Annotated in this window: 15 protein-coding genes; 11 read left to right on the top strand and 4 right to left on the bottom strand. The window is 45.3% G+C overall.

Annotated elements, in window-relative coordinates; all coding sequences use genetic code 11:
• Positions 1 to 98: 98 nt before the first annotated feature.
• The 3 genes from QUB77_RS23840 to QUB77_RS23830 form a co-directional block, all read right to left on the bottom strand.
• On the bottom strand, positions 99 to 713 hold the full coding sequence (locus QUB77_RS23840; protein ID WP_333177868.1) for a molybdenum cofactor guanylyltransferase: 615 nt from the start codon (positions 711 to 713) through the stop codon (positions 99 to 101).
• 126 nt (positions 714 to 839) lie between these two features.
• Complete coding sequence (locus QUB77_RS23835) at positions 840 to 1,904, bottom strand: anthranilate phosphoribosyltransferase family protein (RefSeq protein WP_333177870.1); 1,065 nt, start codon at positions 1,902 to 1,904, stop codon at positions 840 to 842.
• Between the two features lie 196 nt (positions 1,905 to 2,100).
• Positions 2,101 to 3,075 (bottom strand): LysR family transcriptional regulator, encoded by a 975-nt coding sequence (locus QUB77_RS23830; RefSeq protein ID WP_333177873.1) that lies wholly within the window; start codon positions 3,073 to 3,075, stop codon positions 2,101 to 2,103.
• A 591-nt stretch (positions 3,076 to 3,666) separates the two neighbouring features.
• Between QUB77_RS23830 and QUB77_RS23825 the strand changes: the two genes are divergently transcribed.
• Positions 3,667 to 7,101 (top strand): PAS domain S-box protein, encoded by a 3,435-nt coding sequence (locus QUB77_RS23825; RefSeq protein ID WP_333296098.1) that lies wholly within the window; start codon positions 3,667 to 3,669, stop codon positions 7,099 to 7,101.
• A gap of 27 nt (positions 7,102 to 7,128) precedes the next feature.
• On the opposite strand, the gene QUB77_RS23820 is transcribed toward QUB77_RS23825, so the two are convergent.
• Positions 7,129 to 9,345, bottom strand: a complete 2,217-nt coding sequence (locus tag QUB77_RS23820; RefSeq protein WP_333177878.1) for a polysaccharide biosynthesis tyrosine autokinase — start codon at positions 9,343 to 9,345, stop codon at positions 7,129 to 7,131.
• 1,308 nt (positions 9,346 to 10,653) lie between these two features.
• On the opposite strand from QUB77_RS23820, the gene QUB77_RS23815 reads away from it, so the two are divergent.
• The 10 genes from QUB77_RS23815 (at position 10,654) to QUB77_RS23770 (ending at position 23,720) form a co-directional block, all read left to right on the top strand.
• Positions 10,654 to 13,437: a polysaccharide biosynthesis protein gene (locus QUB77_RS23815; RefSeq protein WP_333177881.1), complete on the top strand. Its 2,784-nt coding sequence runs from the start codon at positions 10,654 to 10,656 to the stop codon at positions 13,435 to 13,437.
• A gap of 80 nt (positions 13,438 to 13,517) precedes the next feature.
• Positions 13,518 to 14,873: a hypothetical protein gene (locus QUB77_RS23810; protein WP_333177883.1), complete on the top strand. Its 1,356-nt coding sequence runs from the start codon at positions 13,518 to 13,520 to the stop codon at positions 14,871 to 14,873.
• Positions 14,874 to 14,890: 17 nt separating this feature from the next.
• Positions 14,891 to 16,051, top strand: coding sequence for a glycosyltransferase family 1 protein (locus QUB77_RS23805; protein ID WP_333177886.1), 1,161 nt, complete (start codon positions 14,891 to 14,893; stop codon positions 16,049 to 16,051).
• Entirely contained in the window at positions 16,020 to 17,387 is a 1,368-nt protein-coding gene (locus QUB77_RS23800; RefSeq protein WP_333177888.1) for an O-antigen ligase family protein, read from the top strand. Before QUB77_RS23805 ends, QUB77_RS23800 begins: the two co-directional genes overlap by 32 nt.
• Positions 17,384 to 18,616, top strand: coding sequence for a hypothetical protein (locus QUB77_RS23795; protein ID WP_333177892.1), 1,233 nt, complete (start codon positions 17,384 to 17,386; stop codon positions 18,614 to 18,616). Before QUB77_RS23800 ends, QUB77_RS23795 begins: the two co-directional genes overlap by 4 nt.
• A 147-nt stretch (positions 18,617 to 18,763) precedes the next feature.
• Positions 18,764 to 19,960 carry a glycosyltransferase family 4 protein gene (locus QUB77_RS23790; protein WP_333177895.1) on the top strand — a complete coding sequence of 399 codons (1,197 nt, stop codon included), beginning with the start codon at positions 18,764 to 18,766 and terminating at the stop codon, positions 19,958 to 19,960.
• Positions 19,957 to 21,084 (top strand): glycosyltransferase, encoded by a 1,128-nt coding sequence (locus QUB77_RS23785; protein ID WP_333177898.1) that lies wholly within the window; start codon positions 19,957 to 19,959, stop codon positions 21,082 to 21,084. Before QUB77_RS23790 ends, QUB77_RS23785 begins: the two co-directional genes overlap by 4 nt.
• 133 nt (positions 21,085 to 21,217) lie before the next feature.
• On the top strand, positions 21,218 to 22,057 hold the full coding sequence (locus tag QUB77_RS23780) for a serine/threonine-protein kinase (RefSeq protein ID WP_333177901.1): 840 nt from the start codon (positions 21,218 to 21,220) through the stop codon (positions 22,055 to 22,057).
• A gap of 38 nt (positions 22,058 to 22,095) precedes the next feature.
• Positions 22,096 to 22,737: a sugar transferase gene (locus tag QUB77_RS23775; protein WP_333177904.1), complete on the top strand. Its 642-nt coding sequence runs from the start codon at positions 22,096 to 22,098 to the stop codon at positions 22,735 to 22,737.
• A gap of 221 nt (positions 22,738 to 22,958) precedes the next feature.
• Positions 22,959 to 23,720, top strand: coding sequence for a methyltransferase domain-containing protein (locus QUB77_RS23770; RefSeq protein ID WP_333177906.1), 762 nt, complete (start codon positions 22,959 to 22,961; stop codon positions 23,718 to 23,720).
• The last annotated feature ends 11 nt before the right edge of the window (positions 23,721 to 23,731 follow it).

The following is a 23,731-nucleotide window of genomic DNA, read 5'->3' as shown; positions in this document are numbered from 1 at the left end:
CGATCCCCCTCGCATCCCCCTTAACAAGGGGGACTTTGAGAAGAATCTTGTCCCCCCCTTAATAAGGGGGGCTAGGGGGGATTGGATTCTATGCAACCTCATAAAAAATTGGTATTACTCATTTTACCTTTTAATTGCTCAAACTCTTCTAATGTATTGCAATTCGATAACATTACTGCTTCTCGTTCCCCTACAGGTAGAGGGATTGCGGGGATTTGATTTAACCACACTTGAAAGGAACGCCCGCCTTTGTCAATAAAACTTTGCAAACTGGGCAGAGATTGTTGGCGGTAGAAGCCACACAAAGGCTCCCAGCGCGAATTTTGATAAGGCACAACTGCTAAAGTTGATGGGGGAAATTCTATTAACTGACTTGCCCAATTCTGAATAACCTGGGCATCCAACAAAGGCAAATCGCAAGCTAACAGTAAAATCCACTCGGCGGCAATTTCTGCTAATCCCTGAGTCAATGCAACCAAGGGCCCGGAACCGGGATTGTACTCTACCAGAAATTGGGATGTTTGGGTTAAGGTCGATCGATAGCGATCGGGCCAAGCAGTCAGCACATAAACTTCGGGGGTTACAACTGCGGCAACTTCCAACGCGCGCTGCAATAGGGATTTGCCCTCTATTTCCAGTAGAGCTTTATCTCTACCCATCCGCGAACTTTGACCGCCTGCCAGCACAATTACAGCAATTTTATGATTAGTCATTAGTCAGTAGTCATCGAACTGTCTGTTTTGAACAGGCAAGATGCCTGTTCCACAATAATTATTGGAGATGTCTAGTAGTCAGTAGTCAGTAGTTAACGGTCAACGGTCAACTGTCAGTAGTCATTCTTAACTCAAAACACTAACGGCTTGGCTAACTTCCTCCAGTTTTTGCACGACTTTACCGCTACTTAATAAAGTTTCGGCCTCAATCAAACCCGAGTTCATATCCAAACAAACTCCGCTGCGCCACAGATAAAAGCCGCCGTTCCAGATAGCGGACTGCATCAATTCCGAGGGTTTTCCCAACAACACTTCCTGCATTTGTTTAAATAACTCAGAGGCTGATTCAAAGGCAGGATTTGTGTTGCTAAAACCGTAATCTCCGTGAGCTAAAAGCACTCGCTCAAACTCAGCGTCCGGCTTAGCAATGCCGATAATTGCAGTACGATCGCGCGGCAAATCGCAGCTTCCTTCCAATCCTTTGACTGTGGTATAATTTTTGATTCCCCGCAACTCAAAGGCTTTTTGAAACATACCTTCTGTGGGCGGGTGGACGTAGCCGGAGATGACGTTAACGTCGCCGGCACAGGGACACCACATCAACTCCATTGTCGAAAAAGGTGGCCGTTTACCAATTTCACGGCGGTAGGGAACTAAAGCGGCGGCTTGAGGAAAATGTTGGGGAAGGTAAACAAAACCTAAACCCGTACTGTCAAAAACTTGCTGGACTTTTTCTAAACTCAGTTTTCTCCAGTCAACTCCCAAACCGCGCCAAATTTCAATCAGGGGAATGCCTTCCTTGGTTGGCATGGTATCCCCCCCGTGCATGAGGGTTGGGACGCCCCTAGTGGCTAAAATTAGGGCGGTTAAAGGGCTAATTGGAGCCGTGCGCGATCGCCCGTCGTAAGCAACGCCAAACACGGCGACGGTAGAGACGGAAAAACCTTTTTCTCGGTTTGGGGGGGCAAGCATAGGGCCCAATTCTTCATAAGCATCGAGCATTCCGGCTAATTCTTCGCCGGTGGGCCGTTTAATGCGGTGGGAAATCATAAAAGCTCCGATTTGAGCTGGTGTTGCTTCCCCCAGCAGCATCATCCGCGTTGCTGCTGCTGCTTCGGAGCGAGTTAAGTTTTCTCCTGTGTGTACTCCGCTGCCAATTTTTCGCAGCAATTCTCTAAATGCGTCACTCATAACTTTTGAAGTTGGTAATTGGTAAGGGGTAATTGGTAGTATTTGAACCTTTTTAAATTTAATTTTCCGAACTATCTATTCAAAATTATCGAATTATACCAGTTGCCAAAAATAAGGCAATTGTTGGAAATGTCCAAACCCTTCTTTCATCAGTCATTCCCAATCTAAAATCTAAAATCTAAAATCTAAAATGGTATTAACTCCCTGATTTTTCTAGCTTGATTACATCAAAAGGCGGCACAAATTCGCGTACCAGATTCCAGAAATGGGCGATCGGCGGAATTTGCATTCGATCGTGAGTTGTCACCAACACCACTTCGCGAGTCCAAGTCGGATCGATCGCCGATTGGCCGATCGTCGAAACCTTGGAATTTGACCGCTCTTGGGCGATCGACCGCACTGCTAAAGTGCGATCGGTTTTCGCCTCCAGCAAAGCTGAATGCGGCAGCAAAGCAATCAATTCTCCCTGTCGCACCACACCCCGAAAAGCATCAAGAGTGTTGAGTTCCAAAACAGCATGAAGTTTAGCACCGATGCGTCCAAATTGTTCTTGCACCATCCGCTGCATTCCGTACCCGTCCTTAAACACCACTTGCGGGTAACAAACCAATTCCGGCCAAGGTACTCGATCGTACTGGGCCAGGGGATGACCCGCCGCCATCAACACCTCGATCGGCTCATTGTAGAGCACCTCAACCAACATTTCCGGGGCTTGAGTAAAATGGCGGTTGTTCATCACCACCGCTATGTCCACCAAACCGTCTTTGAGGACTTTCAGAGCTCGATCGCTGCCGAGGGAAGTCACCCGCAACTGCACGTCTGGATAGTCGCGGCAAAACTTTTGCAGCACAGGTGGCAAATAAGCAGCGCAAACCGAATGAATCGCAGCCACGCAAAGTTCCGGCTGTTTTCCCGCCCGTAAGTCTCCCAATTCTTCAGCAGCATTTCGCCAAGTCTGACAGATTTTGCGAGCGTGAGGCAGCAGACATTCCCCTCCCACAGTCAGTTTTGCGTGGGCCGTGCGGTGAAACAGCGACAAACCCACTTCCGCTTCTAATCCCTGCACTTGGCGGCTAATAGTCGATTGGGTAACGCCACACTTCCGGGCCGCTTGCTGAAAGCTACCAGTTTCAGCAACTGAAAGAAATGCTTGAAGCTGCTCTAAGCGCATGGAGGTTTAATTCGAGATGGTTTCAGAAATTTTACTGGAATATAATCTGTGACATTAACCGATTTAGTAGCAGAATTTAGTAGACTTTGATACAGGTACAGATTAGTTTTGATTCCGGGGCGAGATGCGGGGATGCTACGCTCCAAGCATCAATCTGCTCCGGCAGGATTTCTGCTCCTCCAAGTAGAGGTCTATTCTCCTATGTTGAAGGGATTTCTGAATCTGCAAATTTATCAAAAAATAGATTCAATAAAGATGAATTTCTCGAATATTGCCAGCTTATAGCTAAACCGTTTCAATGAACGGCACTTTAGTAATCCCTTCATCAAGTGCGCTCAATAGCTCGGTTTTTTCGTAAGTTGTGACTTCAAAAGATAGCAGTGAATTTCGTACCTCCTTGGGAATTATAGTACCTCACTATCCCTCAATCTCTCAATAAATGTACGAATATTGCAGGCCGGTTAAAGCCTGCTGTGAACTTTGCTTCCCGGACTAAAGTCACTTTTGTTTTATGTTTTTTTGTGTATAAACTAGAAATTAGCGGGTCAGCAACACAAGTGCAACTAGGATCGATCGCACAGGAAAGCCGAAATGCTGCCCTTTATTAAGATTATGTCATTTAACCACAATTTTATTCCGCCAGATAGCTGTTGCCAGTGGCAACCCCAGTTGATGGGACTGCACGCGGCCAGCGATTTGTTAATTGCCTTGGCTTATTATTCAATTCCAGCACTTCTGACATACTATGCCCGGAAGCAGCGGAACGTGCCTTTGAGCAAAAGGTTTCTCCTATTGGGAGCCTTGTTTTTCTGCGGCGGGACAACTCACTTGATGCAAGTTTGGATGCTGGTGCATCCCAACTACGGGCTGTCAAGTTCGATCGCCGCCTTGACGGCTATCATCTCTTGGTGGGCTGTAGCGTCCCTGATACCCTGGATTTCTCAAGTGTTGGCTTTGGCTGGGGCGGCCTCTTTACCAGCAAATACGGCGCTCTTAACCCAAAAGGTCGATCGACTGCAAGCCGACTCTGATATTACAAATTCCGTCCCCTCCCTCACAAGCGAACTCCAGCAAATTAACCAGCAATTGCTTGCAGAAATAACACAGCGCGAGCGAGTCGAGGATCTCCTGCTTGACACCGTAGGCAAGCTGCAAGAAAGCGAAGAACGCTTCCGCGTTTTTCAGGAATTATCTCTAGACGGTTTTAACGTGTTCCGCAGCATCCGCGACGAATCCACAATTGTGGATTTTGAATGGGAATACGTCAATCCCGCTGCGGCAAAAATTCAGCAGAGTACCCCGGAGGAATTAATCGGCAAGCGATTGCTGCAAGTGCTGCCAGGCCATAAAGATAGCGGTTTGTTCGACAGTTACGTCCAAGTTACAGAAACAGGAATTCCCCTCGATACCGAGATTTATTACAACAGCGAAAGCGAAGGCATCGTCGGCTGGTTTCGGATTATGACCGTTAAATTGGGCGACGGCATTGCTATTTCTTTTGGCGATATTACTAAGCGCAAGCAAGTAGAAGCCTCCCTGCGGGAGGCTCTGCAAAAACTCACTTCTCATTTTGAAAATACGCCCCTAGCGGTGATTGAGTGGGATAAAAACTTTCGTCTCAGCGGGTGGTCGCCGGCCGCACAGAAGATTTTTGGGTGGGAAAAAATAGAAGTTTTAGGCAAGCATTTTAGCGAATGGAACTTTATTTCTAAGGGCGATTTGTCAGAGGTAGAATCTGCAATTTATAGTTTAAAGAAACCAGAAAATCGCTGCAATGTAGTTCGTAACAGCAATTATAATAAGAGGGGTTCGTTGGTACACTGCGAGTGGTACAATTCGGCTTTTTACAGCGATTCGGGACAGTTGGTATCGGTGCTGTCTCTGGTTTTGGACGTGACGGAACGCTTTAAATTTCTGGAAGTGCTGCGACAGTCTGAAGAGCGGTTTCGGATTGCTGCCGAAAGTGCCAGTGATTTAATTTATGAATGGAATATCGAAACCGGGATCGTGCTGTGGTTCGGTCACGTAGACGAACATTTAGAGTACGCAAAAGGCGGATTTCCGAGGACAAGAGCAGCTTGGAACAGTATTGTGCACCCGATCGACCGCGATCGAGTTTTGGCAGCGGTCGATCGGTATTTGAGTGCGCCAGACAGTTCTGCCACCCCATTTTTTCAGGAATACCGCGTTCAGTGCCAGCGGGGCCGCTTGCTCCACTGGATCGATCGAGGCAAAGCAGTGCTTGACAAACAAGGTAATCCCTGCAAGTGGATCGGCGTGATTAGCGACATCACCGCTCGCAAAGAGGCCGAAGAACAGAGGAATTGGGCATTGGCGCGGGAACAGGCCGCCCGTCGCCAAGCCGAAGCCAGCGAACAGTTGTACCGCGTCCTCGCTGAAGCTATCCCGCAAATAGTTTGGACTGCCAGACCCGACGGCTGGCTCGACTACTACAACCAGCGCTGGTTTGAATATACTGGCTTGACGCTGGAGGAAACTCAAGGCTGGGGGTGGCAGCTACCCCTACATCCAGATGACGTGGAAGATGCTGTAGAAAGTTGGAAGACCTCGGTGGAGACAGGGAAGACTTACGAGGTGGAATACCGCTTTAAACGGGCATCTGACGGAGCTTACCGCTGGCATCTGGGCAGGGCATTGCCCGTGCGGGACGCTGAGGGGAAAATTCTCAAATGGTTCGGGACTTGTACCGATATTGACGATCGCCAGCGATTGGCCCAAACAGCATATTTTAGCGCTCAAGCTTTGGCTTTGCTGTCGTCGGCTTCCCTAGATTACGAGAAGGCGCTGCAAGGTTTGGCAGATTTAACAGTACCGGCGCTGGGGGATTGGTGCTGTGTGCATTTGCTCGATGCCGACGGCTCGATCCGCTTGCAAGCAGTTGCTCACTCAGATCCGAGCAAAGTCGCTCTGCTGTGGCAAATTGATCGGCGTATGCCGCTAGACCCTCAGGGACGGCACGGAGTAGCAAAGGTGCTGCGGACTGGTGAGTCGAAGCTCTACCCAGAAATACCGCAATGGGTGATCGAGGCGGTTGTGCCCGACAGGGAACTGCAGTTGGTGCTGCGATCCCAATCCCAGGTGCTGTCGGCAATCTGCGTGCCGCTAATCGCTCGCGGGCGGACGCTGGGAGCGATTTCGTTGCTGTGCGGGGAGTCGGGCCGCCGCTGCGGGCAGGAGGATTTGGTTTTGCTGGAGGATTTGGCGCGGGATGCGGCGGTGGCGATCGACAATGCGCGGCTTTACCGGGAAGCAGCGGAGGCCAACCGGATTAAAGACCAGTTTTTGGGAACGCTTTCTCACGAGTTGCGGACGCCTCTGAACGCGATTTTGGGCTGGGCCCAGATGCTGCGGCAGCGCCAGATGAGCGCCGAAAAAACGGCTGTGGGTTTGGAGACTATTGAGCGAAACGCGCGGTTGCAGACTCAGATGATTGAGGATTTGCTGGACGTTTCCCGGATTGTGAGCGGCAAAGTGTGTTTGAAGCTGTTCCCGGTGGATTTGGTGCGGATTGTAGAAACGGCGGTGAAGGCGCTGACCCCTGATGCTGAAGCTAGGGGAATTGAATTGGTGAGTTTTTGTGCCGAAGGGGTGAGCTTGGTGAGGGGCGATGCTACTCGTTTGCAGCAGGTGGTGTGGAATTTGCTCTCGAATGCTATTAAGTTTACGCCGCCGTCGGGTCGCGTGGAAATCACACTCTGGGAGGATGGGGAACCTGGAGCAGCGGGTGGCGCCATTTTGTCTGGGCCGTCTCCGGTGCACTCTGTTTCGATCGTTGTTAGGGATAACGGAATTGGCATCAGCAAGGAGTTTTTGCCCTTTGTTTTCGATCGCTTCCGCCAAGCTGACAGCACTTCTACGCGCAATTACGGCGGCCTGGGACTGGGATTGGCGATCGTCCGCCATCTCGTGGAGCTCCACGGCGGCAGTGTCTGGGCCGAAAGTCCTGGGGAAGGACTCGGCTCGACTTTCGGAGTGCGGCTGCCAATAACAACAGTCAACAGCTAACAGTTAACTGTTGACTGTTGTTATTGGTTACTGGTTATTCGTTATTTTATTGATACCAGGACTCTGCTCTTGAGCGTAAGATTCATTGGTAAAATAGTAATGGCTGTGCGGTTCGTTTTTAGGACTTACTCCATTCACCACTAAGCCCAGAACGTGCTGGCTTGATTTCTTCAATAGCTCCTTCGCAAAAGCCACAGTACCAGAATTAAGAACTCCAGGTCGCACAACCAATAAAATCCCATCTGCTTTATTCCCCAGAATCAGAGCATCAGCAGCAACATTCAAAGCAGGAGCATCAATAATCACTGCATCATAAGTAGCCGAAAATTGCTTAATCAATAAAGTGATCCGCTGTGAATCCAACAGAGCCATTGGATTAGGCGGAATTACCCCGCAAGTGAGCACATCTAAATTATCCATAACTTGGGCGATCGCATCCCCAAACCCAGCTTGTCCGACTATCACGTTGCTCAAACCTACTTGATTGGGAAGTTCCCAAATCCGATGTTGAACAGGACAGTGCATATCCGCATCTACCAGTAAAACCTTCCGTCCTAATTGAGCTATAGCTACAGCCAAATTAGCCGATACAGTAGACTTGCCTTCTTGCGGTAGCGAACTACTGACAACAATCACTTTCAGCTCTTTATCCGAACTCAGAAACCTCAGATTTGCCTGAAGCATCCGATAAGCAGCACTGCTCGAAGTATGAGGAGTATCTCTAACCACAATCTGTCGGGGAGATTGTTCTAAATCTTGTGCAGCCGACTTAAGGGGCCAGGAATTGCGCCGAGGATTTTTTTCAGGCTTTCTATGGAAAGGAATCACCCCCAACAAAGTAAACCCAAATAATTCCCTCGCCTCTTCAATAGTTTTCACGGACTTATCTTGAGATTCTAAAAGCAGCGCCGCAGCTATAGCAAGCAGAGTTCCCAACACAGCACCCGACACCAGCAATAAAGACTTGCGAGAACGCACGGGTTCTTCCGGAACACTCGCCTTTTGGATAATCCGAGCATTCCCCACTTGCTGATTTTCAGTAATCCGAATTTCCTGGAGTTTTTTTTGCAATTCCTGATAATCAGCTTCTGCTTCTTGGAGTTTTCTTTCAAGTTCCCGCTTTTCCTTCTCTAGCTTAGGCAAAAGTTTTACACGCTGCTTGTAGCCAGCTAGAGCATTGGATAAAATAGTAACTCGCTCAGCCAAACCCTGGCGTTCTACATCTACCTTGATAAATTCTTCTATCAGTTTTGGTTTCACTTCTCCTATCTGTAAACTTGGATTTTGCAACGGCTGTTGTCCGCCTAACACTTGTTGTATTTGTTGGTCTAGTAAAGCTTTCATAGTAGCTTTCTTAGTTTCTAACCTAGTTATTATAGGCGAATTATCCAGGTAGCGATTTTGCTCTATTGCTAACTGCCGCTCTATTTGTTTGTATTCTTTGAGAGCTTCCTGCACAGTGCTAGATTGGCTGAGAGTGCTGGCGGTCAATGCTTGCTGGGGATTCATTTGTAATTCCTCTTCAAATGCTTTAGACTTAGCACTGGTTCGGAGCAAATCCGACTTAGCTTGGTCGATTTGACTTTCGAGTCCTGCCATAACTGCCACTGCTGATTTAGCTTCTTCTTCAAGATTTACAACTTTATTATCTTCTTTAAACTTGCTCAATTCTGCCGCTGCTTTCCGCATAGCTTGGTCTGAATTAGGCAGTTTTTTTTCAATAAACTGTCGAAGAGACACAGCTTCTAAGCGATTAACTTTTTGATTGTTATCTATATAAAAATTCATCAGGTCTTTTACGACATCGGCTGCTATTTTTGGGTTTTGGTGTTTGTATGAAACCGTTAGGATATCAGCTCCCCGGATAGTAGATACTGTCAGGTTTTTCAAAAAATCTTTTGTTTTGAGATGATTACTTTTTTCGTCTTTCAAATGAAGTCTATCGATGGTTTTTTGGATGATTTCTATAGAACGAATCAGTTCGATCTCGGTAGTCAGAGGGTTACTTTGCTCCGCCGCCGGAGTCAACTGCCCGATTTCTTTTCCTAATTCTGTTAAAGCAGAGCCAGGAGTTGTTTTCTTAAATAACAGCTTTCCTTCTGCTTCATAAACTGCTTTTTCCTTCAGCGTGCTGTAGGTGGTGAGTGCAACAACCGAGGCGAATACAGCTAAGGCTGGCAGCCACCTGCGCTTCAAAATCTGCCAGTATTCCTGAAATCCGATACCACTTTCAGTTGATTCCATCAGTTACTCCCGAAAAATAATTTTTTGTAAACTCTAACACCCTAGGGCGTGTTTTTAAACTATAACCACAACAGAATGCAGGCGATCGTAATCATGACTGTATAGTTGGCAGCCAATTTCTCCTATCCGGTAGCAATACGTCTCCTTTTCAGGAGTCGGTTGATAGCACATTCAACTATATTGTGTTGACGGTAGATTTCACGGCTAAAAATACGGCGACGTAGTTCATTTGAAAGTCCTGGGATGGTAAAACGGATACCGGGCGCGACTTAGAGAACTACGGATGCGACGACGTGCGATCGCCTTTGTCTCCTGCGACTCTTTCAGGGAGTTGACGCGGACGACCTGCACCAGAATGCGCTTACTGCGCTTTGTTCCATCAATTGTTCTAAAAAAATTGACTCGTTACGTTGACCGAGACTCATAAGAAAAGTTATGGGTTTACCTTTACCCTCACAACGGCTGTGTATTTTGCTACTAAAACAACCACGATAACGACCTAGTGTCTCCTGTGATTCGCCTCCTTTTTTTCACCCGCAGCGTGTTGGTGGGCAGAATCAGGGTTCGATCGACGTAATGAACCGGACTGTCTAGCTTTCGGAGTTAGTCCGCATCGGCTTGTAGGCCTTCTAACACTGGTTTCCAAATATCGGCTTTTTGCCACCGATCAAAACGTCACGATGCACCCACTTGACTATAACCTTCTGGCAGGTCTTGGCACACAGCCCCGGTTCTGAGTATCCACAGAATGCCATTCACAACCTGTCGGTGGTTATGACGCAGGCTTACCAGTTTTGGGTGGGATCAGTGAAGGTAGCGGTTTTAACGAATCCCACTGTTCCGTACTTAAGTCTCCTCGATTCCTCAAGACTCCTTGCCGGATCTCGCCTATTTTCTAGGATACAACGAGGCCAGAAAACACGCCCTAGGCTTTTAAACTCATAATTGAGCATATCCATCACATGACTTAAGTCTAGCACTGTCAGGGTTTTAAGTTTGCCATCCCCCTAACGAAGTATATTTGGGTTAAGAATAAGTAAAGAATTATAAAGTTATGAGCGAGCGAACCAGTAGGATCGGATATAGTCAGCCATAAGGTGGCATCTAAAAATTTAATCTAACAAATCCTCTCCAAAAGTAAATTAAGACCTGGGACATATTCTGGATAATATTTCCTTAACAATATAAATTGAGTGAGGGTCGACGATTAAAAGGGTGGTTAATTTCAGCGGGCAAAGCGGTATAAAAAATACCTCAACATTAGGCACTCGATCTAGTTACGGTAAACTTGTTGTCTGAAAGCGTGTGATGAATAAGAACATAAAAAAACTCAGTAAAGTGTTGGTAGGGTTAAGAGCCCGTCATTTTTTGATAATCGATGCAGTTTGTTTTGCGATCGCACCGTTATTGGCCCTGCAAATTCGTTTAGATGGCATATGGAATCTGGCTCCCTACTTACAGAGCCTAGCGGTAGTTACAATATTATTTTTAGCAGTCAAGGTTACAGTATTTTATGCGGGGGGCTTCTACAAGCGTTACTGGCAGTATGCGGGTCTGGAAGAAATGGCACAAATAACGATGCTGATAGGTATATCCCTAGCAGCGGAAATTATCTTGTTCCAAGAAGCTTACCACCTAAATAATTCGCTGATCGCAAATCTGCCACACTCGCTGCCGCTACTAGACGCTATCATCAGCTTTTTGTTAGTGGCGGCGATTCGTTTCAGCATTCCAGCCCTGGAAAGATGGAACCAAAAATCGTGGAAAGTTCAGCAACGCGAGCGCGTCCTGATAGTCGGTGCGGGCAGTGCAGGCACATCTCTGATGCAAACGATGCAAATGAGCCCGGAGGTAGGACTCTCTCCAATCGCTTTCATTGACGACGACGCCCAAAAAATCAGCAAACAGATTCGCAAACTGACTGTAGTCGGAAATCGTTATAACATTCCGGAAGTAGTTCGATCGCTAAATATCGGCAAAGTGATGATTGCCATCCCCTCAGCTCCGGGAAAAGAGATTAGGGAGATCGTAGAAATTTGTCAGTCAATTGGAATTCCAACCAGCACCCTCCCCGGCCTCAATGAAATCATCAACGGTCGCGTCAGTTTAGGTAGCGTCAGAGAAGTACAAATTGAGGACTTGCTCCGCCGCGCCCCCATCCAAACCGATACCCAGAAAGTCTTGGGATTGATAGGAGGCAAGAAAGTTCTAATTACCGGTGCGGGCGGCTCGATCGGCAGCGAACTTTGCCGGCAAATATTAAAGTGTGCTCCTGCAGAAATAATCATCGTCGGACACGGAGAAAATTCTGTATTCAATATTCAACAAGAATTAGGAAAAGTCCTGTCAGAACTCAAAAAAACCAGCAAAACCCCAACAGATATTACTCGCGTGACAGCCTTTATGGCCGATATTCGCTTTCGCGATCGCTTAGAGTACGTTTTTCTAACAGTGAGACCAGACATCATTTTTCATGCGGCCGCTCACAAACACGTACCCATGATGGAATTAAACCCGCCGGAATCGATTACTAACAATGTGCGGGGGACGAAAAATCTGCTGGATCTGGCATTGAAATACAATGTGGAACAATTTGTGATGATTTCCACCGACAAAGCGGTGAATCCAACTAGCATTATGGGAGCTAGCAAAAGAGTTGCCGAAATGCTGGTGCTGCAAGCAGCCAAAAAAAGTAAAAACCCCTTTGTAGTGGTTCGTTTCGGTAATGTTCTGGGGAGCCGGGGTAGTGTCGTACCTACTTTCAAACGACAAATTGCTGAGGGCGGGCCGATCACAATTACTCATCCAGATATCACTCGCTATTTCATGACAATTCCCGAGGCTGTTCAACTGGTTTTGCAGGCGGCAGTCATCGGCAGTGGTGGGGAAGTATTCATGCTTGAGATGGGAGAACCAGTCAGAATTTTTGATTTGGCAAAGGATTTGATTCGGCTCTCAGGATATGAAGTGGGTAAAGACATTGAAATCGCGTTTACAGGGCTGCGACCTGGAGAAAAATTGTTTGAAGAACTCTTTATTCCGGGCGAGAAATACAACCGCACTAAACACGAAAAAATTCTCAGTTTGGGCAATGCCAGCCGCCTAGTGAAAGAAAATATTGACCGGGAAGTAGAAGCTCTTTGTCAAGCAGGCGATCTCAATGATACCCATTTAATAGTCTCAATGTTACAGCAGTTAGTGCCTGAGTACGTACCAGGATATTCAAAAGCCAATTTGCACGCAAATACAGCCACAGAAACAACGGCTCCGGCAAAGATTAGCAGTGCAGCATCTGTGCAGTTAGAAAATGATTTGGGGGTGGCTCTTGCCAATGACGAGTTTCGGATTTACTATCAGCCGATCGTCTGCCTGGAAACCAATAAAATTAGTGGTTTTGAAGCGCTGTTGCGCTGGCAGCACCCAAATCGAGGTTTGCTTTGGCCAGACGAATTCCTAACACTGGCAGAAGAAACGGGCTTGATTCTTCCTATTGGCGAGTGGGTGCTGCGACAAGCTTGCAGCCAGATGCGGATTTGGCAGTCGCAATTTGGTCTTGAGTCTCCTTTAACAGTCAGCGTGAATCTGACTAGCAAACAGTTTTTCCACGCTGACTTAATCGAGACGATTGCAAAAATATTGAAGGAAACAAATCTTGATGCTTCTAGTTTGAGGTTAGAAATTGCTGAATATGTTGTGACGGAAAATCCAGATTTAGCTGGGTCTGTGTTTGTCCAACTTAAAAGTTTAGGGTTGCAAGTACAAATAGACCACTGCGGTCTCAGTGATGTATCATTAACTCATCTCTACCAATTGACGCGACTGAAGTATGGGAAATTCGACAGTTTGAAGCTAGATTGCTCTTTAGTCAGCGGGCTTGATGCTAGTAACCCGAACTTAGAAATTCTTCACAAAATTATTGCCATAACTCAGGAATTAGGTATGGGAATGATTGCCACAGGAGTTGAAACGAGATGGCAAATAGCTGAGCTCAAAGCTCTGAAGTGCGTCTACGGACAGGGATACTTTTTCTCGAAGCCTGTAGAATGCGCGGCGGTAGGCAAATTGATTAGGGGTATGGCTGCTAAGAATTAAGGGGGCATTTGTAAATAACTTTGAAATGGGAAATACACGATTTGGAATTCACCAATGAGCAAGCAGGTAATTAGCTAGTAATGCAACAGCTCAAACCACTAACATTGCGCGGAAATTTTTCCTGGACTTTCATTGGCAATCTCGTTTATGCGGCTTCCCAGTGGGGGATGTTGGTGGTGCTTGCTAAATTGGGTCGCCCTGAAATGGTGGGTAAATTTACCTTGGGTCTTGCCGTGACAGCACCTGTATTCATGCTGACAAATCTGCAACTGCGAGCGATCCAGGCAACAGATGCCAGAAAAGAGTATTTGTTTAACGATTATCTGAGTCTGCGGCTGATCGGCACGGCGCTGGCATTTCTAATCATCTTCGTAATTACCATCAGTTCTGGATATAGCTGGGATATATTGCTGGTTGTCGTCGCGCTCGCTTTCGCCAAAGCATTCGAGTCGATCAGCGATATATTTTACGGGCTGCTCCAACACCACGAACGAATGGATCGCATTTCCCTGTCCTTGATCCTCAGAGGCATCCTGTCCCTGTTAATGTTAGGTGCCGGACTATACCTGACAGGCAGCGTCTTCGTAGGCTCGGTGGGATTGGCGATTGCCTGGGCTTTCGTTTTGGTCAGCTACGACATCCCCAGCGGTATATTGTTGCTCAATGCCCCGCCTGCGGATGAAATCGAGACGGAAAGAAAAGGGGAGGAGGACAAACTCTCGAATTCCCCTCAACAGTTGCCAAATACAGATGAAAACCCCATATCCCAACCAAAAAATAAGTTGCTACGGCGCTGGCATCTCAAAACCTTAACCAAGTTGCTATGGCTATCTCTGCCGCTAGGTTTCGTAATGATGCTGATCTCCCTAAACATTAATATTCCTCGCTATTTTATCGAGCATTATTTAGGCGCACATCAACTGGGCATTTTCAGCGCCTTGTCCTATCTAATAGTGGCAGGTCAAATGGTGATTAGTGCCCTGGCACAGTCAGTCAGTCCCCGACTTGCGAAATACTACGCAGCAGGCAATAGTAAAAGTTTCAGCACCTTGCTCCTCAAGTTAGTGGGAATTGCGATCGGGCTGGGTAGTGCAGGTGTGGTGGTGGCGGTGGTAGCTGGGCGACAGATCCTCACCCTTCTCTATGATCCTGAGTATGCTCAGCAAGTGGATGTGTTCGTGTGGCTGATGGTAGCAGCGGGGATTAATTACATATCATACTTTCTGGGCTACGGTATAACCGCAGCGCGGTACTTCCGTGTCCAAATGCCTTTGTTTATGGTGGTGACAGCTAGTTCAGCCCTAATTTGTCTGTGGTTAATTCCCACTCAGGGACTGCGGGGGGCAGCGATATCGCTGATCTTGGGATCTGTTATCCAAATTCTCAGTTGCTTGGCAGTGCTTATTCATGCAATCAACAAAATCGCAAAACATTAGGAAAAAATCAGCAGAAGATGTTATTTGATAAGCCTTCCATCCGAATACTCCATGTTGTAGGTGGCATGAACCGAGGGGGAATTGAAACTTGGCTGATGCACGTTTTGCGAAACATCGATCGCGATCGCTTTCAAATGGACTTTCTAGTCCATACAACAGAACCCTGCGCTTACGATGAGGAAGTTCGCGCCTTGGGCAGCCGGATTATTCCCTGTCTCGATCCATTCCAACCCAGATTGTACGATCGCAATTTCCAACGTCTTGTCAGGGAATATGGCCCTTACGACATCGTACACAGTCACGTTCATAACTTTAGCGGTTATGTTCTCCGCTTGGCAAAACAGGCGGGCGTGCCCATTCGCATTGCCCACAGCCATAACGATACTTCTTCCCTGGAAACCAAAGCCGGATTATCTCGGCGCTTATATATAGCTTTAACGAAATGGTGGATAGCCCGCTATAAAACAATTGGTTTGGCAGCTAGTCGTTTAGCAGCCGTTTCCTTGTTTGGTTCGGATTGGGCAAGAGATCCCCGTTGCCAGATTCTTTATTGTGGTGTCGATCTCGCTCCATTTCGCGATGGCGTCGATCGCTTCTATATTCGGTCTGAATTAGGAATTCCTGCGGATGCCTTTGTCATCGGTCATGTCGGTAGATTTGAAGAACAAAAGAACCATTTATTTTTACTGGAAATCGCAGCATCGATAGCCCAAAAACAACCAAATCTACGACTTTTACTGGCGGGTGATGGATCTCTGCGTCCCCAGATTCAGCAGAAAGCGATCGAAATGGGCTTAGATAAATATGTCATCTTTGCAGGACTGCGATCGGATGTACCCCGATTGATGCTTGGGGCGATGGATACATTTGTCTTGCCATCCCTTTACGAAGGTTTGGGCTTGGTCTTAATCGAGGCACAAGCAGCAGGTTTGCCCTGTGTTTTCTCAGATGTAGTACCAGAAGAAGCAGATGTTATAAAACCTTTAGTACAAAGACTTTCTTTGTCACAATCTCCCTCCACCTGGGCAGAAACCATTCTAGCAGCACCAGATACGACATCGGGCTTTAACCAAACAGATGCCTTAGCTAGCGTCGAAAATAGCCCTTTCAATATTGCGATCGGTCTCAAAAAATTGGCAGAAGTCTATGAAGCTAACTTCTCGGCAACGAGCCGTTGATATCAATCGTTTAAGTCCCTTTCTGATCAGAGCGCCGTTTTGGTTCACTTTGATTGTGTGGTCGCTTTTACCATCAACTAAAGTTCCCTGGCTGGAAATTGAATCTATCCCGATCAACTTTAGAGATATCATCAATATAGCAGTTGCTTTTTTCTACCTCTTAGTGCCAGCTATTAATAATCGTCCTATCAAATACTGCTCCAAAGGTTGGCATTATTACTTACCGCTAGTAATGATTTTTTTATTGGGTTACGCTGCTCTGTCTTGCGAATGGAGCGGTCTGCACAATCGTGATTTATTGCCAATGCTATACACTCTGATTGTAGCTGCATCGGCATTTTTATTGGGCTATAACGTTATCAATAAAAGGTCACCCGAAGCCATACATCAATTTCTTTGGTCATTTACAGTATATATCGCCGCTGTGAGTTTGCTTTACTCAGCCACCTCTTTCTTATCTTTGGGGTTGGGGGGTGAAGGTGATGACACTGCTAGCGAATTTGGAATCAAGCGAGTTAAAGGCCCTTTGTATGAAGCTAGTACCGGATATTTTCTGATCGTACCTGCTCTGGCTTTTTCCCTACAAGAGATTCTTAAAAGCCCCAAAGATAGGATACTTAAGGCAGGTGTTTTGTTTTCTTTGATGTTGACTTTATTCGGCATGGGTTCGCGGGCAGGTTTGTTAGTTTTTTTCTTGTTTTTCCTGCTAGTAATTTTATTTCTAAAAAATAAGAAGCAGGCAATGATAGCGCTCTCATTAATGCTTGTTATTACAACCCTAGCTGGGCTACTATTTTTTTCTAAAGCCAAAACCGATCGACTGCAATCTTTAGAAGATGATACAAGAGGTAATACCTATTCGGCATCTTTGCAAATCATTCAAAATAGAGATGATAGTATTAACTTTTTTGGTTCCGGTTACGGTTCTTATTGGCCTTGGTACATTCCAGACGTTGAGGGCGCTCGCGAGACCGATCAGTATTTCGATTTGGTTTGGAACCCCTATGCTCAAATATTGTACCACCCGCACTCAACTTTTCTTTTACTAATTGTCGAACTAGGAATCCCGGGGCTGTTCTATTTTTTGTTTTTGTGGGGAATTTTGGGGAGACTTTTGCTTGGCAATCTCTGGGGGGCAGAATTTCCCATTTTTAACTGCGGAATCTTTGCTTCGGGAGTTTCCATGTTTTTTGATTTCTTTATCTTTAAAGGGCCGCAACTTAATACTATGTGGTGGATTTACTTTTTTGGTGCCCTAGCTTTAAATGCTACTGGCGGAAAATCAGCCAAATCCTCGAAGAATGATATTAGCAAAAAGGGAGAAAATGAAAAATGATTATTTGGCTTAAAAAGCAATACAAATTTTATAAAATAGTTTTATTTGGGGGATTATTTATAATATCTATCATTTTTTGTTTCATTGGTTGGGGTATTATCGATTCACCCTTATCTTGTAGTGCCAGCAATATATTTAATCACGCCACCAACCAAAACACTAAAGTTGAGATCCGATCCGATGGTACTACGATGGTTAATAATAAACCTTTCTTTCCGTTTGGGTTTTATCATGTTTCATGGAGAACAACAGCTAAAGAGCGAATAGATGCTTTAAAGGACATGGCGGCTGCTGGATTCAACACCATTCACGCTTCGGCTACAAACCTCAAGGATTATGGCGAATTTCTCGACGAAGCGGGGCGGCTCGGTGTTTACGTTTTAACCGAGCAGAATAAGATTGGTTTAGTAAATTTAGTCAAGCAATTTAAAAATAAACCAGCCGTGCTGGGTTGGAGTATAGCCGATGATGTCGATAGAGGTAAGTTTACTCCAAATGATGTTTTAGCGTCTCACTACCAGGCAAAAACCATAGCTCCCAATCATGTTACCTACGTGAGTGGTGGCTCAAGAAAAATTGAACATTTTACAAATTGTTCGGATATAATTGCCATGCAAGCATATCCGCTTATTTTTGGAAATGGAAGGGAACTATCTATTGCTTATCGTAAAGTTTTGTTTACCAGAGAATATGTAAAAAAATTTAGTCATAAAGCAGTTTATGCTAATTTACAAACATTCGATTGGGCAGTAGAAGAACCAGAAAATCCCAAATACAAACAAGGTACGCGGCCACCAACCTTTGAAGAAGTGCGAAATATGACTTATCAAGCAATTTTGGCTGGTGCCAAGGGAATTATTTATTATACTTATCACGACTCTGTTTGGAATTTACCCGCAGCCCAACCTGAGTTGTGGGAAAAAATGAAAGACTTAGTGCCCGAAATAAAAGCAATTAATTCTTTCGTACTAAATGGTAATTTGAAAAACCTTAAATCTGGGGATAATAACATATTGACTGGAATTTTGCAGTCCGGAAAAGAAGCTTTAGCAGTTGTTATTAATACTTCTTTCGATCGCGACTCTGAGGTCACAATTGAATTGCCTAAAAATATCATCCAAGCAAACCCAATGTTTACAGATTCTCCGGGCAGTATGAGTTTCAAAAACGGCAAACTCAGTGGTTTAATTAAACCAGTGGAAGTTCAAGTTTATAGACTGAAAGGCTAAATACAGCATATTCCACGGAGACCTGGTAGACTCAATTGAGTCGAAACTGGTTTACCAATTGGTGAAGAGTGTACTGGATAAACCGGGAATCGGGTGTATATTAATTCGATGGTTGGAGTGACTGAGCTACAAGAGATGAGGTTTTAGATGAAAGTTATTGTAACTCTTGAATATCGATTCGATCGCACCCCCGATGGGACGGTGTGGACGCAAACAACCTTTCCCTATTCCTTTTGGACGCGATACTTAGAAGTATTCGATCGCGTCAGCGTAGTAGCCCGTACCCGCGATGTACCCAGCGTGCCTTCAGATTGGCAACGCGCAGACGGCGAGGGAGTTTCCTTTGTCCCCATTCCATACTACACCGGCGCTTGGCAGTATCTCCGCAAGGCGCGACAAGTCAAACAGGTGGTCAGAAATGCTGTTAGCCCGGGTGATGCGGTGATTTTACGGCTGAGTTCCCAAATTGCTTCCTGCATCCAACCGAGGTTGTGTAAAGAAAGACATCCTTACGGTGTGGAAATTGTGGCAGACCCTTATGATGTGTTTGCGCCCGGTTCTATCACGCATCCCTTGCGCCCTCTTTTTCGTTGGTGGTTTCCCAGAGGTTTGCGGCGGGAATGTCAAGAAGCCTGTGCTGCTGCCTATGTGACCAAAGAAGCTTTACAAAAACGATATCCTTGCCCCAATTTATCGATTGGTGTATCGGATGTAGAAATTTTAGAAGATTCGCTGGTGGCTGCACCCCGTCCCCTCGGCGGGGAAACAGGAATTTTTACGCTCCTGTTTGTAGGTTCCTTAGCCCAACTATATAAAGCTCCCAATATTTTGATTGAAGCTGTGGCCATCTGTATGCAGGAGGGGCTCAATATTGAATTAATTATGGTTGGCGATGGCCAATACAGAGCAGAACTGGAAGAACAAGGCAAAGCATTGGGCTTGGGAAAGCGAGTTTCTTTCCTTGGTCAGTTGCCATCTGGGGATGCAGTACGTGCCCAGTTCGATTGCGCCGACCTTTTCATTCTCCCCTCATACCAAGAAGGCTTGCCCAGAGCAATGGTAGAAGCAATGGCAAGAGCTTTGCCTTGTATTGGCTCTACCGTCGGTGGCATTCCCGAATTACTGCCTGATGAGGATATGGTGTCGCCCGGTGATGTAGCAGCCTTAGCGAGTAAAATTCGGGAGGTAGTAACAGATCCCGATCGCATGGCGCGGATGTCTGCCCGTAACTTGGAGAAAGCCAAAGAGTATACCGATGAAGTTCTCCGCCAGCAGCGGCTCATATTTTATCGCTACGTGCGAGAGCAAACAGAAGGATGGTTGAAAGAGAAACAAAAAATATGAAGAAACTTTTAATTGTTACTACTATCCCGGAAACCCTTGACTTTTTTCTGCCTTTGACCAAGCACTTGCGCGGACAAGGCTGGCAGGTAGATGCAATGGCGAGAGAACTTTCCACTAGCAAAGAATACTCACAATTGTTCGATCGCGTTTGGGATGTTGAATGGTCGCGCAATCCCCTGGAACCCAAAAATTTGATTACTGCTCCCGCACAAATTCGGCAGGCATTTTTGCAAGAGCAATACGACTTAGTAAATGTTTCTACGCCTGTAGCTGCTTTTGTTACCCGCTACGCTCTCAATAATTGGAGAAAGCAGGGAAAAGTAAAAGTAATCTACACAGCCCAAGGTTTTCACTTCTACGAAGGAGGGGCACCGCATAAAAATGCGATATTTTTGGGACTGGAAAAGATTGCAGGACCTTGGACGGACTATCTAGTAGTGGTTAATCGGCAAGATGAAGCAGCGGCAAAACGTTATGGTTTGATTGCTGCCGAACGAGTCCATTACATTCCCGGAACTGGATTAAATATCGATCGCTTTAATCCCCATGCTATTTCTGAAGCTGAGATAATGCGAGTACGTCAAGAGTTGGGATTGGCACCGGAAAACTCTTTGTTTTTATCAGTGGCTGAATTTATTCCTCGCAAGCGTCCTTGGGATATTTTAAAGGCATTAGCTCAACTAGAACGGCCTCAAGTTCACTTAGCTTTTGCCGGCAATGGCATAATTTTACAGGAAATGCAGCAACTCGCATCCGAGTTGGGAATTCAAAAGCAAGTGCATTTTTTGGGATTGCGACGAGATATTCCCGTTTTGATGCGTGCCTCTGTAGCTACTCTGATTGCTTCCGACCAAGAAGGTCTTCCTAATTGTGTGATGGAATCTTTGTGCATGGAAGTTCCTGTTATTGGTACAGAGATTCGGGGCACCCGCGATTTATTAGTAGAGGGAAATGGCTTGTTAGTTAAATTAGGAGATGTCAAGGGAATGGCCAAAGCAATGGAAGGGATTTTGGATAATCCAGAAGATGCCAAACAGATGGGTAAGCAGGCGCGGGCAAAAATGCTCGCTTATAGCGTCCCAGAAATCCTCAAGCAATACGAAGCTTTATATCAGGAGGTTTGAGGAAACTCAAAGTAAAAACTATCAGGACATTAGCCAACTAACAATGATTATTTGTATCAATCCAAATTGCATTGCTTCACATCAACCAGTGGAATACGCAGGGCGAAAATGTCCTCATTGTGGCAGTGAATTAATGTTACAAAATCGCTATCGAGTCACCAGCATAATCCGAATCAATCGGGGATTTGGTAACGTTTACGAAGTAGAAGACCGAGGAACAACCAAAGTTTTAAAAGTTCTCAATCAGATTCATGTTAAAAATAGGAGAGCTATCCAATTGTTCCGCCAAGAAGTAAATGTATTAAGTCATTTCGATGATCCGGGTATTCCTAAATGTGACAGCTATTTTCAATACGAACTGAAGGGAGGAGGACGATTACACTGCATAGTAATGGAAAAGATAGATGGTTGTAATTTAGAAGAGTGGGTGGAGAAAAATCAACCAATTTCTGCCCAACAGGGTTTAGAATGGTTGGAAAAAATTACAAGTATTTTACAAGTGGTTCACGAGCAAAAATATTTGCATCGGGATATCAAGCCACACAATATTATGCGGAAGGATAACGGGCAGTTCGTGTTGATTGATTTTGGCGCAGCTATCCGCATAAATTTGTTCTATAAGGCTTATGCTATTACGATTTATAGCGCTATGCTTTTATTGGGTAAGGACGATGAAGCAGATGGATATACGGCCCCAGAACAAAATAGACATAATTGCACACCCCAGACAGATATTTTTGCCTTGGGGAAAAGCTTTGTATTTCTATTAACGGGTAAGTTTCCCAGAGATAAGGCGATGTACAATGAGAAGAGAGAAAAAATAAACTGGCGTAAATATGCGAAGGGAGTTTCAGACGAGTTTGCCAATATAATCGAGAAAGCAATAGAACCAGATCCCAAAAAAAGATACAATAATACTCAGGAGATATTGAACGACATCGGTAGAATCAAAAAAATCCTTGAAGTGATTTAAATAGCACGAAAATGTCATTTTAGCCAGGAGCGTTGTGGATGAATTCCTCTTTGAAGCAAGAAAATAACCTCACAAAGATTAGTAGGTTATTGAAATCAATATTAGATAGATTAGTAGCCGCGATCGCCCTTTTGGTTTTCTCTCCCGCGATACTAATAGTGGCGATCGCCATTTACATTCGCATGGGTAGCCCAATTGTCTTTACGCAACCGCGGCCCGGCAAAAACGGCGAAGTTTTCCAATTCTACAAGTTTCGCACGATGACGAGCGATCGCGACTCGAATGGCAATCTTTTAAGTGATGAAGAACGCCTGACAGCGATCGGTCAATTTCTGCGGAAAACCAGTTTAGATGAACTACCCCAACTTTGGAACGTTCTTAAGGGTGATATGAGTTTTGTGGGGCCGCGTCCTTTAATGGTAGAATACCTAGAGCGCTACAGTCCCGAACAAGCACGCCGCCATGACGTGATGCCGGGAATTACAGGGTGGGCACAAATTAACGGGCGCAATACCATTTTTTGGCAACAAAAATTCAAACTTGATGTTTGGTATGTGGATAATTGGAGTTTGTGGCTTGACCTGAAAATACTTTTCCTGACGGTATGGAAAGTAGTTAAAAAAGAAGGTATCAGCCAAGCTAATCATGCCACAGTTGAAGATTTCACGGGAAATAATTGACAATCGTTAGTAGGGTGCGTTTTAATTGATAAATTAGTGAGGCTAAACAATTTTAATTGCATTTGACGTAGGCGACAAGACTTCATGGATAATTGGTGTCTATTGTTATTACAATCTATAGCTAGGGGCTAGGGGCTAGGGTAAGAAGGGCCTAGAATCAAGGGTTTCAGGAATTAAGAATGTCTTAACCGCCCTGGCGGTTGCTATAAAAAGAGAAAAAAATGACTGCAAATCAGAATGTTTTCAGTGACGTAGAGTTTACCAAATGGGCTTATTTAGAAGAGTTAAAATTAGAAGAAAGGTTTCTAATAAATAAATACTTCTCTAAAGAAGGAAAAACAATTGAAGCCGGGACTGGAGGCGGAAGAATTTTGATAGAGATGCAAAAATTAGGATTTACATCTCTTTCTGGATTTGATTGCGCTACGGAAATGATCGAAGTCGCCAAGCAGAGAGGAGGAAAAAATGGAATTTCTTTTGAAGTTCAGGACGCAACTAGCTTACCTTACGAAGATGGTAGTTTTGACCAAGCAATATATTTACAGCAAATTATCTGTTTTATCCAAGATGATTTAGGAAGATTGAATGCCTTTAAGGAGGCTCACCGGATTTTAAAGAAAGGAGGCTATATTTTATTTTCCTTTCTTTGTTTTGATTGCCGAACTAGAAATATGGGGTATTTACCCTATTTAAAGTATTTATTTTTTTTGAGGAAAATAGTTGGAACAAATAAAACAATCCAATCTATTCCGTGGCTGAAGCATCACGGTAAACCAAACTGGTCAGCTCTTCTTGACAAAGGACCTTATACATATTGGTATAAAATTGAAGAGATTTGCCAAATTTGCCAAAAGGTTGGATTTGAAGTAGTTGCTTTGGGTTCTGAGGCTCAACTTAAGCAAGGGGAAATAACTGCATCTAGTGCAGAAATCTTGAAAAAGCCACTTGACGGAATGTTCTACGTGGTTTGTTGTAAAAAATGAATTTTCCCAAA

This window comes from Microcoleus sp. AT9b-C3 (assembly GCF_036705485.1).
Taxonomy (GTDB): Bacteria; Cyanobacteriota; Cyanobacteriia; order Cyanobacteriales; family Microcoleaceae; genus Microcoleus.
This window is presented reverse-complemented; position numbering and strand designations above follow the sequence as displayed.